The following is a 17,298-nucleotide window of genomic DNA, read 5'->3' on the forward strand; positions in this document are numbered from 1 at the left end:
TCACTTGGGAACCGGCACGTTAGCCAGAATGGTGCCGAGAACCTCGTCCGCCTTGACGCCATCCATCTCAGCCTCGGGCCGCAACATGACCCGGTGACGCAAAGTAGGCAGCGCCAAATCCTTAATATCGTCCGGAGTGACAAAATCTCGCCCGCCAAGCCACGCCCACGCCCGCGACGTCTTGAGCAAGGCGGTCGCACCACGCGGGGAGACGCCCAAAAGGAAGGACGGCGTGTTGCGCGTCGCACGCACAACGTCCACCAAATAGGCGGCTACCTCTGGAGAGATACGCACCGTTCCCACCTGAGCGCGCGCGGCCTGGATATCCTCGGCCGAAGCCACCGCCCGGATTCCGGCGCCCGCAAGGTCATGCGGATCAAAACCAGTGGCATGGCGCTCGATAATGGCTACCTCGTCTTCGCGGTTCGGCAATGACAAATCCAACTTCATCAAGAACCGATCCAGTTGCGCCTCGGGCAACGCATAAGTGCCCTCATATTCAACCGGGTTCTGCGTCGCCGCGACTAAGAACGGCTGCGGAAGAGGACGGCTGAGCCCGTCCACCGACACCTGTTGCTCCTCCATCGCTTCCAGGAGCGCGGCCTGCGTCTTGGCCGGTGTGCGGTTGATCTCGTCTGCCAGGAAAATATTGGTAAAGATCGGTCCGGGCCGAAAAATGAACTCGGCGTCCTTCGACTCGTACATCATCGACCCGGTGATGTCCCCGGGCATCAAATCGGGCGTGAATTGGACGCGTTTAGTCCCCACGTCCAGGGCGGCGCTCAACGAGCGGACCAACAGAGTTTTGGCGACGCCCGGAACACCTTCCAAGAGCACGTGCCCACCGGAAATGAGAGCGATCAGCATCCCTGTGACCGCGCCGTCCTGCCCCACCACGGCCTTGGCAACCTCGGCTCGAACTCGCGTAAGCGCTTCTTGGGCACTCGCCCCGGGCTCAGCATTCATAGGTCTTCGACGGCACCTTCCAGTTCTCGTACGTTGTGCGCAAACGCCGCCAATTGGCGGTCAGTCTGCGGTAAATCTGCATCCATCACATCACGAATGAGCTGCTCGCGCCCGGGGAGCCTTGCAAAGAGTTCGTCGCGAACGTGCCGAGCGTCAGCGCCGCGCCCGACCCCAAGCTTCTTGCTGATCCGCACCATTGCCGCAGAGCGCAGGTTTTGCGCAGCATGAGCCCGCGCCCGAGCATTCTCATACAATCGCGCGCGCCCCATGGCGGTTTCGGCGGCGGGCACCGTCACCGGCAACGGCTCCAGCACCAACGGCCCTAAACGGCGCGCCCGCCATAGCACCAAGAACAGCGCACACACGAGCAGCCAACCAATCACGAAGTTGTATGCGGCCGGCAAATAGGACAGCGGAGACTTTAGCGGGGCGCTCGCCTGCGTCGCGAGGTCTTCCTCCCCGGGCAGATACCAGACCACGCCCTCGCCACCAGATAACACCCGGAGGGCTAAAGCAGCATTGCCATCCTGATCGATTTGGTCATTGGTCCACACCCGGGCGGAACCCAAAACGTCAACTTCCCGAACGGTATCTCGCACAAAAAGTCCGCCTGCATCCTCGGTATCGCGAAAACACACCGGCCCGTCCTCGCTGCGATACACCGAGGGTGCAACGCCAAGGTCCCGGGACCCGCGGGTCACCGACTCGGCGGCCACCGCATCGGGATCGGCGCAATTGGCCGGTACCGCCCCCAACGCAACGGAATCATCCTCCGCCTCGGCCGAACCGATGGCAGCCACACCAGCGAGACGCACAGCGGGAGTGAACGCCTCGAGCGTCGCCGCAGACGGCGCAATCAACACCGCGCGCTCGGACGCCGCGGCGAGTTCAGCCAACTGTCGCTCATCCAAGCTCACCCGGTTCTCGAAAAGCACCAACCTCGCACGCGGATTCGCGCCCAGCGCAGCTTTCGCATCCGCCAGGTTCCGCACGTCGGTCACCGGAACCCCGTTTTGGCGCAGCACCTCAGCAAGTGCCGCCGCGCCCGGCCCCTTCGGGTTGCTTGGGGCGAGCAAATCCGCCGAATTCTGCGCTCGCGGCCACAACGAGATCACCACAAACGCTACGAGCGCCAGCGCCACCAACCCCACCGGCCACCATCTCCGCCACCGACGCGCGCCCCTCCGCTCATCGGCATCGGCATGATCCGCCGCCCCCAGCGCGGCTGGAACCTCGGTGATCGCGAGCGGACTCATCGAGGCAACACCAACTCGTCGGCGCGCCCGGCGGCACCGGGTCCACGCAATCGCGGCGCCGCCTCGATCAACCGGTCAATGTCCACGACCCGCTCATAATCGTTCCCGGTCGCCTCAACATCGGCGTAAGCAAACGCATTAAAACTGGACGCCAACCAGGCCAGCATCGCGCCATCGATATCCACCGCACGCCCCACCGCGCGCGTAAATTCGCTCACCGTCAACGTCGCAGTAGCATCCACGAGCGCGCGCTCCTCGGCCGAGCGCGCAATGGCACGCACCCGCTCGCGCACGGCCTCATTAAACTGGCCCGCACGGGCCGCCTGCTCGGCCCGTTTTCGGTGCGATGAGGCACTGAGGCGGGCATCGCCGTCGAACATCACCTTCTCTTTGGCCGCCGAGCGCGCGGCAATCCGGGGGCGCACAAAAAGCACAATAAAAAGCACGACGGCGATAATCACCGCTGCGAACAACAGTGTCCCAATTGCCGGGTCAACTTGGCGCACATTGTCGATAACGTCGCCAAGCCAGCGGAAGAAGTCGCCTATCCGCTCGCCGATCCAGTCAGCAATCGTCGGCTGGTATTGCGCCTTGGAGAGCTCGTCTTCGAGCATGCGGCGCGCCTCGTCCTTGCTGAGATCATCCAGCGATGCGGATAACCCGGGCGCGATTCTCATGAGTTGTCGGTGGGCCGATACCCGTAGCTGGTGCCCGGTGTCTCCGGCGAGGGGACGCCGGTGCCGCCGGGAAGATCGGAGGTGTTCTCCATTTCCTGGATGAGCACGGCCTCAAAGCCTTCGCGGCGCATCCGCACGTCGACATAGAGCAGGCCAACCAGAGCCGCGGCGAACGCGCTACCGATACCGGAGAAAATCCCCACCACAAGGTAGGAAATGACCTGTTGAATATTGAAAGTGGCGAGCGTTTCAAATTGGGCCTGCGGATCGGAAAACGGCATGGTGGTCAGTCCAAGGATCGCGTTCACCAAGCCCTGGATGATGCCGGTGATGGCCATGACTATGACGGCGCCCAGAAGGGTGATGCCGAAAACTCGCCACCAGCTTCCCCGGATCAGCGTCCAGGATCGGGCAATCGCGGCGAACACTCCCGCATTCTCTAAGACGATGGCCGGGGGAGCGAAGGCGATCTTGATGCCGATCCAGATCATCAGCACGGCAAAGCCCAAGGCGAGTGGGAGCACGAGTAGCGCACCGGCGCCACCCAAACCGGCGAGAATGCCCGCCACGATCAGGGCGAACACGGTGATGACAATCGCGTATGCCACGATCGTCAAGAGCACAAATCCCAGGAGCGGAAGAATGCGCTTTCCGCCGATGCGGAACATTTGGGTGAAACTTGTCGGGCGGTTCAAAATGGCGCGGGAGACCGGGATGAGGATTAGCCCCTCGGTGACCCTGCTAAAGAGAGCAGTGAGAATCGCGCTCACGACTGCCACCAGGCTCGCGGCGCCCAACATTTGAAATGCCAGCGTGGAGGACATGGTCGTCTCGTCGATGTTGGCGACGCCGATCTGGCTGAAAATGAGGGCGCTGAGCAAACCCACCAGGAAGGTGCTGATCACCGTGACGATGATGGCTGTTCCGAACGTCGCAATGGGGTTTTTGCGGCAGGCCTGGAAGGCGCCGTCCAAGATTTCTCCCACGCCGAGCGGACGCAACGGGATGACACCGGGCTTTGGCGGGGCAACCCAGCCCTGGTACGGGGAGTTGCTATACGGGCTCTGGCCGTATGGGCCCTGCCCGTAGGGGGCCGGGTGCTGCTGGCCATATGGGGATTGGTTTGGCGCGCTCTCCCCGTACGGGTTTGGCTGTTGGCCCCTGGGCGCGCCGTCGCCGCGGTCCGCATACGGGGACGCGGGGTTGGCTGGTTGGGGCCGATTTTCGCGCTCCCACTTTTCCCAGGGCGACTCCTCGCGTCGCTCGGCCGGTGTGCCCGAAACTGGCGGATCTTGCCGAGATTGGTGCTCAGGTTGGTCGTGGTCACCTGGTGGTTGTGAAGACATGCATTTTCCCAATCGCCGTGTACTCGTCAGATTCGTTGTGTTGCTGCGTTGCTCGCCTAGGATGGTGAGTAACTCGCGCCTACTTTGAACTATAGGCTTAAAGAGCAGCGCGATGTTGGGCGTGACACAGCGAGGGCAAACACGGGAGTTGGCATGAAGACACGGGTTCTGGTCGTAGACGACGATGAGGCACTGGCCGAAATGATCGGCATTGTGCTGCGGAACGACGGGTTTGAGCCCATCTTTTGCAACAACGGGGCCGAAGCGCTGGAAACATTCCGCGAGTCCGATCCCGATCTGGTTCTTTTGGACTTGATGCTGCCGGGAATTGACGGCATTGAAATTTGCCGGCAAATTCGGGCCGAATCGGATTTGCCGATCGTGATGCTGACCGCCAAGTCTGACACCGCAGATGTCGTGAAAGGTTTGGAGTCCGGCGCGGACGATTACGTACCGAAACCGTTCAAACCCGCCGAGCTGGTGGCTCGGGTGCGGGCGCGGTTGCGCCCTGCAGATCAGAAGACCCCGGAGAACTTGACGATTGGCGATGTCCACATCGATGTGGCCGGTCACGAGGTGCGCCGTGGAAACGAGCTCATTTCCCTGACGCCCCTGGAATTTGACCTGCTGGTCGCACTGGCGCGCAAACCGTGGCAGGTGTTCACCCGTGAAGTTCTCCTGGAACAGGTGTGGGGCTATCGCCATGCGGCCGACACCCGCCTGGTGAATGTACACGTGCAACGGTTGCGCTCCAAGATTGAGCGCGATCCCGAGGCGCCGGAAATCATCATGACCGTGCGTGGTGTGGGGTATCGCGCGGGCCAAGGATGACGTTTGACCAGTCTTGACCCGACGCCGCTGAAGCCACTGCCGAAACCGGAACGGCCCGAGTGGCTCCGCAAGCTACAGGCTCGCCTTGGCTCCGCATACCGGCGGATCGCATCCGCTCTCTCTGGCGTACTGCATCACTGGCGTACCTCCTTGCAATTTCGCGCCGTTGCGGCGACGGTGCTGCTCACGGCGGTAGCGTTCCTCGGGGTGGGCGCCTTTTTGTCCTCGCAAATAGCCAATGCGCTATATCAGGAGCGGGTTAGCACCTTTACCGAAGAGTCGCGTACGGAACTCAGCCGTATGCAAAACCTGTTTAACTCCTTTACCGATCAGGACAAAGATTCCACCCAATTCGCGGTGCGAAACCAACTCAGCCAGTTGGAACGGACCGGATCGGATATCTCGCGAAAATTCATTCTGACGCCCATTAACCCCGGTCAGGACTCCTGGGTGTACCAGCAATCCTCGCCCGGGCTGGCCCCCTCGCAGATCCCGCCGGACCTGGCCCGGGCAGTGGCGACCGGACCGGACCAGTATTACGAGGCGCTGCAAATTACGAGCGACGGCCGAAACGTTCCCGCCATCGCCTACGGCACGCGCGTCAACGTGCCGCCCAACGCGCAATATGCTCTGTACCTCGTCTATGACTTGGGCGCCATGCAGAGCACGCTCAACAACATTCACGGTGTGCTGTGGCTGGGCGGCAGCATCCTCTTGCTGGCCATTGGCGCCATTGCCTGGCTTGTGACTCGATCCGTCGTAAAGCCGGTCTCGGAAGCGGCGCAAGTCTCGGAGCGGCTCGCGGCGGGCGACCTCGAACAGCGCATGGCGGTTCGCGGCGAGGACGAGGTCGCGCGACTGGGCGCGGCGTTTAACCACATGGCCGCGAGCCTCCAGGAGCAAATTACCCAACTGGGACGCCTGTCAGAAATGCAACAGCGCTTCGTTTCCGATGTCTCGCACGAATTGCGGACGCCAATTACGACCGTCGGTATGGCCGCCGAAATGATTTACGACTATCGCGACTCGCTCTCCCCAGATATCCAACGTTCCGCAGAGCTCCTGCATGATCAGGTTGGCCGGTTCCAGTTACTACTTTCCGACCTGCTCGAAGTATCTCGTTTCGACGCCGGTGTCGCGGTGCTCGATCCGGAACCCACCGACCTCCTGACGCTGGTACAGGACGTCATGGCCGGTTCCGAGCCGTTGGCGACCAGTCACAATGCGCTCGTGCGTCTGCACGCCTTGGCACCGACGTCCGGAGACGAGGGCGGCGAGGATTTTGTTGCCGATGTGGACCGGCGCCGTATTGAGCGCATTGTACGCAATTTGGTGGTCAACGGCCTGGAGCACGGCGATGGGAAACCACTGGACATTTACCTTGCAGGCAACGATCAGGCTATTGCCATTGCCGTACGCGATCATGGTGTCGGAATGACACAAGTTGAAGCGACCCGGGTGTTTGATCGGTTTTGGCGAGCCGATCCGGCGCGCGCTCGCACCACGGGCGGCAGCGGACTGGGCCTGTCTATTGCCACGGAAGACACCCGCCTGCATCATGGGTGGTTGCAGGCCTGGGGAGAGCCGGGTCAGGGCGCATGCTTCCGGCTGACCTTGCCCCGGCACCGTGATGGAGCGCTCACTGGCTCGCCGCTAGCGCTCCCACCCGATCTCACGCTCAGCCAACGGCAGCTTCCCGGACCGGAGGACTTGACCGCGGTCACGAACAGGGCCTCGGGCGATGTCGCCGAAACAGAGAAGGAGGAAGAAATCTCATGACGCGTTCGCGACTTCTCGCCATACTTGTCGGGGTCTTTGCCCTCATTCTCGTTTCCGGATGTTCCACTATTCCCACTTCCGGACCTATTGGGACCAATAAGGCAACCGGCGGGCAGTCGGCGCCCCCACCGGTGATCGACGCGCAAGCGCCCCAAGACGGCGCAACAGCAGAGGATATTGTTCGCGGATTCATTAACGCCGGGGCAAACACGCGCGACGATTTTGAAACCGCCCGCCTGTACCTCAGCTCAAAGCTTGCCGAAACCTGGAAACCGGGAGCCAAGACCACCCTTTACGCCTCCGACTACACCGTCAAGAGCGGCGCGGCCGCGCAACGGAGCACCGCCGAACGGCCAACCGCAACGGCCGAATCTACGCCGACGGCCAGCGAACCCACGGCAACGACCGCCACGGTCGAGTTCCAAATTGCCGGGCAAATCGATGCCAATGGCATTAAGACCTCGAATGGGCGCGGCACCGAAGCAGAATTGCCGGTGCAACTGGTACGTGAGGACGGCCAATGGCGCATTAGCAAGATTGACGACGGGCTGATCATTGGCGAAATGTTCGCCAATCAAATATTCCAGCCGCAGTACCTCTACTTCTACAACTCAAGCTTCACCACCATGGTTCCGGACACCAGGTGGTTCCTCTCCCGCCCTTCGGTGATTGCCGGGAGCATGGTTCAAGCATTGCTCAAGGGTCCGGCCCCGTATCTGCAGGGCGCGGTCGTTTCCGCCTTCCCCGACGGAAGCACAATCGGCGTGAACTCTGTGCCCATTAATTCCGGGCAAGCTGTCGTGGAACTCCCCGAAGACCTCCTCGCCGGGGCTAGCCCCCAGACGGTGCGGCATATGGTTCAACAATTGCAGTTCACACTCCAGGGTTTATCCAGTGTCACGTCGGTGATGCTGACCGTCAATGGGGTAGAAGTGCGTGCAGGAACCCCGGCGGGATTCACCCCGGCTACCAGTTCCGTCTCGGTAGGTACCACGATGGTGGGCACCTCAAAGGATAACCGTCTTGTCACGGTGACCGGCTCAAGCGTGGATCCGCTGGAGGGACTCGACGTTGTCCGCGAACTGCAACCGCGCAAACCCGCCATGTCCTATGACGGCCAGAATTTTGCCTTCCTTGGACCTAACGCCGCGAACCTGTATGCGGTGACAACCCAGAAAACCTACGCGCCCGCGGTCCAGGGCAAAGCGCTCACCGCGCCAAGCTTCAATCAAGTCTCGGTGAACTCTGCCATCCAAAACTGGGTGTGGACAACCTCTCGCGACGGGGACACCGAAGTTATGGCCGCGCGCGTAGACGATGCAATAGATCAGCCCGTCAAGGTCTCGGCCCCCTGGATTTCCAACCTGAAAGTCACCGACTTCCGGGTTTCCCCCGACGGCTCGCGAGCGCTCATCGGAGCGATGTCTGATGGCACCCTTCGGATACTCATTTCCGGCATTGTTCGCGACGGCAACGGTGCGCCACGCTCACTCACCGAACCCATTGAACTCACCACACGGGAGGGCCAAGCCCAAGTGCGGTGGTCTGGTCTCACCGACATTCTCACACTGGGCACCGACCCAGAAAACGAAGGTGTCCCGGAAAGAATTCGGCTGGATAACGCGGACTCCGAATACTTCCAAGGCATCGCCAATGCGAGCGCCATCACCTCCGGCAACGGCGCCAATGAAATATACGTCTCGACAGACACCAGCGTCATGCTGCTCTCCGGAAGCAAATGGGAGGTATTCGCTAAGGACGTGACCCAGGCGGCCTTCCCGGGATAGTCCTCCACAGGCGGGTTTTTTGCCGACTTTCTGGATACTTATCCACAATTGTGTCTTCTGACGCTCTGTAGATCCCATTTTTGTGATGCCCTAAGGAATGCGAACGGCGGGCGGGCTCTACACACTCACACGGCAGATCAGAGACCTAAGTCACCAAGTGCTGGGCGTGATTCTTCCCCAAGAATGCGCGGTATGTTCTCGAGAGGACTGGTCGGTGTGCCCACAATGCCAGAGCCTCGTCCGCCGTTTGACGTCCGTCCCCTTCCGTGCCGAGGCCGGCGCGGAGGCGCTACCGTGGCTTCCCGGCCACGAGTTCGAAACGATTCTGCCGGTGCACGCGAGCGGCCGCTACCTTGGTCCGCTCGCCCAGGCGATGCTCTGCTTCAAAGACTGCGGCGACACCCTGACGGTGCGACTGTTCTCCAGCATCCTGGCCCGAACGCTCGCAACCCTGGCGGCGCACTATCCCGATTCGCTCGTGGTGGTAGTTTCCGTTCCCAGTTCGCTTTCGGCTCGGCTCAAGCGCGGGTTTTCGCCCTTGGAACTGCTCACCAAAAATGTACGACGGCGATGCCTCCTCCCCGACAACCTCACCATTGCGCCGGTGCTGAAACACTCCACGGCCCACGAAATACGCCACCTTTTCCGGGTGAGTCAAAAACGGGCAGACATCCGCCATCGGCAACGGCTGACCCGTGGCAAATTCACGATGAGGCCGCGCAGGCACATCCCGCCGGATGCCGTCGTCGTCATTCTCGATGACGTCTTGACAACCGGAGCAACCATCGCGGAGGCGACTCGCGCCTTGGTGAGCCACGGGATTAAGCCGAGTGCCGCCGTCGTACTTGCCAGCACGAGGTCCCCGCGCGACACGGTTGAGGAGCGCAAGGGGGAAAGTACCTAAGAGTTTGCCGAAAAAGTCTGTGGAAAGGGGTGCATGGAACCGGTGTCTGAACTACGGTGGAGTATGGGCAACATCGTCAAGACAAGAACCCATCTTCAGCGATTGTGATCACCTGATCACAATCGCTGTTGTGTCACCAAGAGCAAAACTGGAGGACACTATGGAACTGATCGTCGCTGGACGAAACGTGAGCATCCCGGACCGCTTCCGCGATTATGTCGAGGAAAAGATCGACAAGGTGGACATGCTCAGTGATAAGGCGCAATATCTGGAAGTCAAGGTCACTTCCGTTGACCATGCGCAACGCGCAGACACCGCCATCACTGTAGAACTCACCGTCAAATGCAAAGGACCGGTAGTTCGAGCCGAAGCCGAGGCTGCAGACAAGTTCGCCGCCTTCGATATTGCTTACGGAAAACTCGTCGAACGATTGCGCCGAGCGCGAGACAAGCGAAAGGTGCATCACGGGCGGCACACGCCCATGGCGGTTTCCGTGGCGACCGCCGGACTTGGCGACGGTCTCAGCCTTGCCGATAGCGACCAACGGCGCGGGGATTTCCCCGATGACGCTGCATCAACGGACGAGGGTGTTGATTCGCCGGTGTTGATCCGCCGAAAGACGTTCCAGGCGGCACCGATGAGCGTCGATGACGCCGTGGACAACATGGAGCTCGTCGGTCACGACTTTTACTTGTTCATCGACCAGGACAGTGGCGAAACGTCGGTGGTGTACCGGCGCAAGGGCTGGACCTACGGTGTGCTTTCGCTCGCCGAGACGCTGGATGGCGAAGGAAGTGAAACGACCGAACTCCCGTACCGGGCCTCCGCGCCCGAACCGGAGCGCGCAAACGCCTCCTAGCCCCTCATCTATGTAGCGCGACACGCCGAGGAAACACCGGTTTCCTCGGCGTGTCGCGCTACATAGACGTAATAGTGTGAAGTCATGCCGCCACGGATCAGCCTGCAACAAGCACGACGCATTGCGCTCGCCGCTCAGGGGTTTGGCGGACGCAAGGACTCTCGGCCCACCTCGAGGGCGCGCATTGTGTCGATGATCGACCGGCTCGCGCTCCTGCAGATCGACAGTGTGAATGTGCTGACGCGGGCGCATTATTTGCCGCTGTTCTCGCGGATGGGCAACTATGACACCGCGGTGTTAGACAATCTCTCGCACCGTAAACCGCGCCAACTCATCGAGTACTGGGCTCACGAGGCAAGCCTGATTCAGCCCCAGTATTTCGCCGCGGCCAAAACCTGGCAACGTCGCGGCTGGTCCTCCACGGACCTGCGAACGCGCGCGGGGGCGGACGGACTCACCCGACGCATTGTCGACCTGCTGGGCGCCGGCAAACCGCGAAGCGCCCGAGCCATCTCCGCTGCCCTGGACATCACCGAGGAGCGGGCCAAGGTTAATTGGGGCTGGAATTGGTCTGAAGTGAAGCTGGTTCTCGAGTCGCTCTTTGAACGCGGAATCGTGGCGAGCGCGCGCCGCAACGCTCAGTTCGAACGCGAATACACGCTGATCGAGAAATTGGGAGTAGGGCTCGATCGGTTCGAGGGCATTAGCGGGCAGCACCGCGACCAGATCGCAGCCGCTGAGGACCCCTTCGGCGCGTTGACCGCCTTTACCCACCCGGATCGGGGCGATGAGGATGCCCAAGCGCACCTGGATCAACTCATTGAAGCGGGTGCTCGCGCGCATGGGATCGGTACGGTTCGTTGCTTTGCCGACTATTTCCGGGTGCCATTGACCCACACCGAGCTAGCAGTGAAACGCTTGAGGGATCGCGGCGTGGTGGAAGAAGTCGAGGTGCCCGGGTGGAAGGGGCCGGTGTACCTGCACGCCGAGGCACGCCGACCGAGAAAAGTCCGCGCCCGGGCGTTGCTCTCGCCCTTTGACTCGCTCATCTTTGAAAGAACACGGCTCGAGCGGCTCTTCAACGTCCACTACCGCATTGAAATCTATACGCCGGAAGCGAAACGGCAGTACGGCTACTATGTCCTTCCCTTCCTGGATGGCGAGAACATTGTTGCCCGCGTGGACCTCAAGGCCGACCGCGCCACCTCCCGCCTTCTGGTGCGCAGCGCCTGGGGTGAGCCGGGCGCTCAGGCGAGCAACGCCGTCGAACTTCACCAAGAGTTGCTGGACATGGCGCACTGGTTGGGACTCGATGAGGTAGAAATTGAGCAGCGCGGAAATTTTGCCGGGCAGCTGCTCGCGGCGGCACGGCAGGCATGACTGTAGGGGAGTGTTCAGTTAGCCCGGCTAAGGTGTCGCATAGACTAGTCAAGCTGATAAGCCTCAACCGGACATGGAGCAATTGCTGTGGCATCAATCCTTGAGCGCGTCCTGCGCATGGGTGACAAGAAGACACTCAAGCAACTTCGCAATTATGCGGACGCAATCAACCTCCTTGAAGACGAATTCAAGGACATGTCAGACGAAGACCTTCGCAACGAAACCACGGTCCTCAAAGAGCGGTATGCGGACGGGGAAACGCTCGATGATCTGCTACCCGAAGCATTCGCTGCGGTCCGCGAGGCGGCCGCCAGGACGCTCGGGCTGCGCGCCTTTGATGTGCAGCTCATGGGCGGCGCGGCACTGCACCTGGGCAATATTGCCGAAATGAAGACCGGTGAAGGTAAGACCCTGGTTGCGACCTTCCCCGCCTATTTGAATGCGCTCACCGGCAAGGGCGTGCACGTGGTGACGGTCAATGACTATTTGGCCGAATACCAGTCCGAACTGATGGGCCGCGTGTTCCGATTCCTCGGGTTGGAAACCGGTTGTATCTTGACCGGCCAGGACCCCTCGGTGCGCCGCGCGCAATATGAAGCGGACATTACCTACGGCACCAACAACGAGTTTGGGTTCGATTACCTGCGCGACAACATGGCCTGGAGCGTGGACGAGCTGGTCCAGCGCGGGCACAACTTCGCGATCGTGGATGAGGTCGACTCGATCTTGATCGATGAAGCGCGTACCCCGTTGATTATTTCCGGGCAGGCGACCGGGGACGTGAACCGCTGGTACACCGAGTTTTCCAAGATTGTGCAGCGTCTGAAGCCTGAAGAAGATTACGAGGTCGATGAGAAGAAGCGCACCGTGGGTGTGCTGGAGAGCGGCATCGACAAGGTGGAGGATTACCTCGGTATCAATAACCTGTATGAGTCCGCGAATACGCCGCTCATTGGGTTTTTGAATAATGCGATCAAGGCGAAAGAGCTGTTCAAGAAGGACAAGGACTATGTTGTCTTGAATGGCGAGGTCATGATTGTGGACGAGCACACCGGACGTATTCTGGCCGGCCGCCGCTACAACGAAGGCATGCACCAAGCCATTGAGGCCAAAGAGGGTGTGGAGATCAAGGCCGAGAACCAGACGCTGGCCACGATCACCCTGCAAAACTACTTCCGTCTGTATGACAAGCTTGCGGGAATGACCGGTACCGCGGAAACTGAAGCAGCCGAGTTCATGAACACCTACAAGCTTGGTGTGGTGCCGATTCCTACGAACCTGCCGCTGGCGCGCGAGGACCAGTCCGATCTGATTTACAAGAATGAGATCGCAAAGTTTGACGCTGTGGTCAAGGACATTGTGGAACGGCATGAGACCGGTCAGCCGGTGTTGGTGGGAACCACCAGTGTGGAAAAGAGCGAGTACCTGTCCAAGCAACTGGCAAAGGCCGGGGTTCGGCACGAGGTGCTCAACGCGAAAAACCACGCACGCGAGGCCGCGATTGTTGCGCAGGCTGGACGGCGCGGCGCGGTGACCGTGGCAACTAACATGGCCGGCCGCGGTACCGACATCATGTTGGGCGGTAACGCCGAGTTTAATGCGGTAGCCGAGATGGAACGGCGCGGCCTGGATCCCGCCGACAACGCCGACGAATACGAGAAGGTGTGGCCCGAGGTGTTTGCGGCGGCCAAGGAAGCCGCTGAACGCGAAGGCGATGAGGTCCGCGAACTGGGCGGCCTGTACGTGCTGGGCACCGAGCGTCACGAGTCGCGCCGCATCGATAACCAGTTGCGTGGCCGTTCCGGGCGTCAGGGCGACCCGGGGGAGAGCCGCTTCTACCTGTCCTTGACCGATGACCTGATGCGCCTGTTCAACGCGGGGGCAGCGGAGCGAATCATGAATACCACATCCATCCCAGACGATGTGGCTTTGGAATCCAAGATGGTCACCAAGGCGATTGCGAGCTCGCAGGCGCAGGTCGAGGGACGCAACGCCGAGCAGCGCAAAAATGTCTTGAAGTATGACGACGTGCTCAACCGTCAGCGCGAGGCAATCTACTCGGATCGGCGCCGCATTCTGGAAGGCGACGACCTGCATGAAAAGGTCAATAACTTCCGCGTGGACGCGATCACGGCGATTGTGCAGGAAGCTACCGCCGAGGGCTCGGCCGAGGACTGGGACCTAGACGCGCTGTGGGCGACGTTGAAGACCGTATACCCAGTGAGCATTACCGTTGAAGAACTTGAAGAAGACGCTGGCGGACGCTCCGCATTGAGCACCGAGCGGATTCTCGAGGAAGTGCTTTCCGATTCCGAGGTGCGCTACGAGGCGCGCGAAGAGTCGCTGGGATCGCCGGCGATGCGCGAGTTGGAGCGCCGGGTGGTGCTTTCGGTGATCGGCCGTAAGTGGCAAGAGCACCTGTATGAGATGGACTACCTCAAAGAAGGCATTGGTCTGCGCGCCATGGCCCAGCGCGATCCGCTGGTGGAGTACCAGCGCGAAGGCTTCGTCATGTTCCAGTCCATGATGGAGGCGATCCGCGAGGAGAGCGTCGGGTACCTGTACAACATGGAAGTTCAAGTGGCGCAACCGGCCGAGCAAGCTCCGGTGAACGTGTCCGGGGCGGTCGATGGCCGTGCGGCTGCGGCCGGCTTGGTCAGCGCTCCGGGACTGCAGGCTCCTCAGCAGCCGGCCACGCTCCAGTTCAGCGCTCAAGGCGATGACGGCGAAATCGAAACCCGCACGCAGCGTACGCAGAGTTCTGGGGCCCGCGGTGGCGCGGATGCGAGTGCGGGTGCAGTTGCGCGTGCGGGTGTTGCGGGGCGCGGAGGCAGCGGCGCCGGCAAGGACAGCGCCGGCAAGGGCGGCGCTGCGCGTTCAGCGGGGAATCGCGGAGGCGGCAATAAGCGCGGCGGCTCGAACTCCAAGAAGCGCAAGCGGCGGTAGGCGTGTGCGCTAGCGGTAAGCGGTAGTCGGTGCGCGCAAGCGGTAGGTAGTAAGAATGGCGCGCAAGCGGTAGTCGGTGCGCACGGCGCGGAAGCGGTAGTCGGATGGCCCGTAGGGTCGTGGGCGCGTCTGCGCCTGTGGCGGTTCGAGCGTGTGGACTCGGACGCTTTTAGGCGATGTCCAGTGCGGTGATCTTCCAGAGCCCGCGGTGTTGCTCAATGCGCAGAGCGATGGCGCGGGCCCGCGTCTTTTCCGCGATGATGACCGCGGTCTCATATATCCCGGGTGCGATCCGTTGCGCCTGGGAGCGCTGAATGTGGGCGCCGGCGTGGACGTTGCGGATGAAACCCGCTGAGTTCAGCCGCACAGTCAGACTTGCCCTGCGCGCTACCCGTTCATATGTCTCACGGTCGAGCCAGCGCGTCAGTTGAGCCAACGAGCGGTGCCCGGCGAGCGCTTCAATGGCTGCCACCGCTACGGCGCAGGCTATTTTGTGGATGTGTTGTTCTTCCCGGGCAAGGTACGGGGACTGCACGTTCGGTACAGCGGCAGATGATTCGGTGGCGGGTGCAAGGGCGGTGTTCATGGTCGGCTCTTTTCGCTAGGTTCTTTCTGGGCTTTTCGGGCTGTTAGGGGCGTTGCTGGTCGGCTTGTTTCGGTCGGTGTTGTTGTCATTGGTTCTTATCTGCTCTGCACAGGCTCTGGGACGGTCAAAACTTGACCGGGCAAGATCAGATCGGGGTCCTCACCGATGACGGACTTATTGGCCTCGTACCAGGCCGGCCAGAGCCGTGCGATGTCCGCGTTGGTGGCGAAACCTCCGAGTTGTCGAGAGGCCAGCGACCACAGCGAGTCGCCGACATCGACGACAACCTTGGTACCCGGCACCATCGCAGTTTCGACGTCCCGCGAAGTATCCGGGATGAGGGCAGAGCCCGAGGTGTCCTCTGGCGACGGGGTCCATAGCGGGTTAGGGTCGGGGGTGCCTGGAGCGGGAATGGTCGGGTCTGGGGCAGGCGCGCCCTGTGACGTCAAGAGCGCGGTGGCGACGGTCGCGGTCGGGGAAACCGAGGCACTTGGAAAGGTAACGGGCTCGGCGAAACTGGCAGTCGCCGCCGACGTGCCGATCAGGCTTGCTCCCAGAACGGCAGTCGCCAGGCGCCTCATGAAGCTCGGCGCGATTTTTCGCGAAATGCTGGCAAGTGCGTTCTGAAAGCGCCCGCGAAGTGCGGGACTTGAGATGTGCCTTTCCAGTTGCGCGAGCCAGAGGGAGAGTGCAGCCGCCACTATCCACCAGAGGGCAAGTGTTGCACCGAGGGTGGCGGCAGTGAGGCCGATCAGGTATTCCACCCGGGTCAGCGGAGCCTCCTGCGGGGTCAATGCCAGCAGTGCGGTGCCTACTGCAATCAGTCCGAATGCGCAGAGGACAAACAGTGCAGCCATAAAGACGTCGGCGACGTGAAGCCGGCTTTGGCATGCGGGACCGAACTCGTCACCAGCGTTGGTCACCGGCCCGCTCTGGTTGGTATCCAAGCATTTAATGGACATCCTGACGCCTTTACTTCAGTTTGATGCAGTTTAATAACTTATGATGCTTAATGATTACCGCAGTATGAATACGATGTCTAGTGGTTGACGACAAGTTTTTTTAGATTTAGCGTGTGCCTATGCGTTGGGAATCACTCTTTGACGACCTAGCCGGGCGTTTCGACGCCCTCAACCAGCAAGAACGCGACAACGACATCCGTGAGATCTTGCGCTACGAGTCCTCCCAGATAGCTCTGCATGAACGGTTACTCGGCGCGCTCGGCACCCGTGTTCGGTTGTGGCTGGATGCCCAGGCGAGTATTACCGGCGTCATACGCCATGTGGGCAGCGAGTGGGTGAGCGCGGAATCGCAAATCGCCTCGCACCTCATCCCGCTGAGCGCCATTAATCTTGTGGAAGGTCTACCGGCGCGGGCGCGCACCGAAACGTCCGCCGTTCAACTGCGCCTCGGCTTGCCCAGCGCAATGCGTGAAGTTGCCGCGCTGTACCAGCCCGTCCATGTGCGACTGGTCTCGGGCAAAGAATTTACTGGGATGATCGCCCGCGTGGGTCGGGACTACGTCGAACTTGTTTCCAGCATGTCGGGGGAGTCCGAGCCTGGAAAGCCGGGACTCGCTATCCCGTTCGCTGCGCTAGCTTGTGTGACAAGCTCCTAATCACGCGAGTCGAGTTCAGAGCGAGGCGTGAGGGACCCCGCCGTAGTTCGCCTACTTTTCCGCCTTCTTACGGTTCTTCTCTTCCAACGCTTTTTCCGTGGCGCGGTACCGATCTTGAATGTACTGCTCCAAGACATCCTGCTCGATTCGCCATTGGCCGCGTCCGCCGACCTGTATGGCGCGCAACTCTCCCGAGGTCACCAAAGCCCGCGCCTGAACCCCAGAAATGCCCAAAATTTCAGCGACGTCGGTGAGTGTAATGAATCGTTGCTGTGCCACGTGCGTCAACTTTCTCTTCGGACTCTGCAGGTTCTGCCGGCCGCCTCCACAATTGCTTCAGCGGCCGACTCGCTGGCCGCCTTG

The 17,298-nt window shown here is 61.2% G+C and carries 15 protein-coding genes; 8 read left to right on the plus strand and 7 right to left on the minus strand.

Annotated elements, in window-relative coordinates:
- The 4 genes from O148_RS0106965 to O148_RS0106980 are packed head-to-tail and all read right to left on the minus strand — an operon-like array spanning position 1 to position 4,245.
- Positions 1 to 966, minus strand: a complete 966-nt coding sequence (locus O148_RS0106965; RefSeq protein ID WP_051619952.1) for an AAA family ATPase — start codon at positions 964 to 966, stop codon at positions 1 to 3.
- The gene (locus O148_RS15340; protein ID WP_051619953.1) at positions 963 to 2,222 is read right to left on the minus strand and encodes a DUF4350 domain-containing protein; all 1,260 of its coding nucleotides are present in this window, start codon (positions 2,220 to 2,222) and stop codon (positions 963 to 965) included. The genes O148_RS0106965 and O148_RS15340 overlap by 4 nt, the downstream gene beginning before the upstream one ends.
- Entirely contained in the window at positions 2,219 to 2,899 is a 681-nt protein-coding gene (locus tag O148_RS15345; protein WP_051619954.1) for a hypothetical protein, read from the minus strand. The genes O148_RS15340 and O148_RS15345 overlap by 4 nt, the downstream gene beginning before the upstream one ends.
- Complete coding sequence (locus O148_RS0106980) at positions 2,896 to 4,245, minus strand: DUF7847 domain-containing protein (RefSeq protein WP_157374550.1); 1,350 nt, start codon at positions 4,243 to 4,245, stop codon at positions 2,896 to 2,898. Before O148_RS0106980 ends, O148_RS15345 begins: the two co-directional genes overlap by 4 nt.
- Before the next feature lie 153 nt (positions 4,246 to 4,398).
- Between O148_RS0106980 and mtrA the strand changes: the two genes are divergently transcribed.
- From mtrA to secA, 7 genes are all read left to right on the plus strand, one after another.
- Positions 4,399 to 5,076: an MtrAB system response regulator MtrA gene (mtrA, locus tag O148_RS0106985; protein ID WP_026530340.1), complete on the plus strand. Its 678-nt coding sequence runs from the start codon at positions 4,399 to 4,401 to the stop codon at positions 5,074 to 5,076.
- Positions 5,077 to 5,079: 3 nt separating this feature from the next.
- Positions 5,080 to 6,855 (plus strand): MtrAB system histidine kinase MtrB, encoded by a 1,776-nt coding sequence (gene mtrB, locus O148_RS15350; protein ID WP_240470819.1) that lies wholly within the window; start codon positions 5,080 to 5,082, stop codon positions 6,853 to 6,855.
- Complete coding sequence (locus O148_RS0106995; protein ID WP_026530341.1) at positions 6,852 to 8,642, plus strand: LpqB family beta-propeller domain-containing protein; 1,791 nt, start codon at positions 6,852 to 6,854, stop codon at positions 8,640 to 8,642. The genes mtrB and O148_RS0106995 overlap by 4 nt, the downstream gene beginning before the upstream one ends.
- Positions 8,643 to 8,889: 247 nt before the next feature.
- Positions 8,890 to 9,546, plus strand: coding sequence for a ComF family protein (locus O148_RS15355; protein ID WP_051619955.1), 657 nt, complete (start codon positions 8,890 to 8,892; stop codon positions 9,544 to 9,546).
- 160 nt (positions 9,547 to 9,706) lie between these two features.
- The gene (gene hpf / locus O148_RS0107005; RefSeq protein WP_026530342.1) at positions 9,707 to 10,405 is read left to right on the plus strand and encodes a ribosome hibernation-promoting factor, HPF/YfiA family; all 699 of its coding nucleotides are present in this window, start codon (positions 9,707 to 9,709) and stop codon (positions 10,403 to 10,405) included.
- 84 nt (positions 10,406 to 10,489) lie between these two features.
- A complete protein-coding gene (locus O148_RS0107010) occupies positions 10,490 to 11,785 on the plus strand; it encodes a winged helix-turn-helix domain-containing protein (protein ID WP_026530343.1) in 1,296 nt (431 codons plus the stop codon).
- A gap of 87 nt (positions 11,786 to 11,872) precedes the next feature.
- Positions 11,873 to 14,731, plus strand: a complete 2,859-nt coding sequence (gene secA / locus O148_RS15360; protein ID WP_051619956.1) for a preprotein translocase subunit SecA — start codon at positions 11,873 to 11,875, stop codon at positions 14,729 to 14,731.
- Between the two features lie 169 nt (positions 14,732 to 14,900).
- Here secA and O148_RS15365 read toward each other — a convergent pair whose 3' ends face one another.
- Complete coding sequence (locus O148_RS15365; protein WP_051619957.1) at positions 14,901 to 15,317, minus strand: Rv3235 family protein; 417 nt, start codon at positions 15,315 to 15,317, stop codon at positions 14,901 to 14,903.
- A 95-nt stretch (positions 15,318 to 15,412) separates the two neighbouring features.
- Entirely contained in the window at positions 15,413 to 16,279 is an 867-nt protein-coding gene (locus O148_RS17050; protein ID WP_051619958.1) for a LysM peptidoglycan-binding domain-containing protein, read from the minus strand.
- A 119-nt stretch (positions 16,280 to 16,398) separates the two neighbouring features.
- Here O148_RS17050 and O148_RS0107030 point away from each other — a divergent pair, with 119 nt between their 5' ends.
- Positions 16,399 to 16,935 (plus strand): hypothetical protein, encoded by a 537-nt coding sequence (locus O148_RS0107030; RefSeq protein ID WP_026530344.1) that lies wholly within the window; start codon positions 16,399 to 16,401, stop codon positions 16,933 to 16,935.
- 51 nt (positions 16,936 to 16,986) lie between these two features.
- Here the strand turns inward: O148_RS0107030 and O148_RS0107035 are convergent, their stop codons facing one another.
- Positions 16,987 to 17,214, minus strand: a complete 228-nt coding sequence (locus tag O148_RS0107035) for a helix-turn-helix domain-containing protein (RefSeq protein ID WP_026530345.1) — start codon at positions 17,212 to 17,214, stop codon at positions 16,987 to 16,989.
- Positions 17,215 to 17,298 lie beyond the last annotated feature (84 nt).

This window comes from Haematomicrobium sanguinis DSM 21259, from assembly GCF_000688395.1.
GTDB classification, from domain to species: Bacteria; Actinomycetota; Actinomycetes; order Actinomycetales; family Micrococcaceae; genus Haematomicrobium; species Haematomicrobium sanguinis.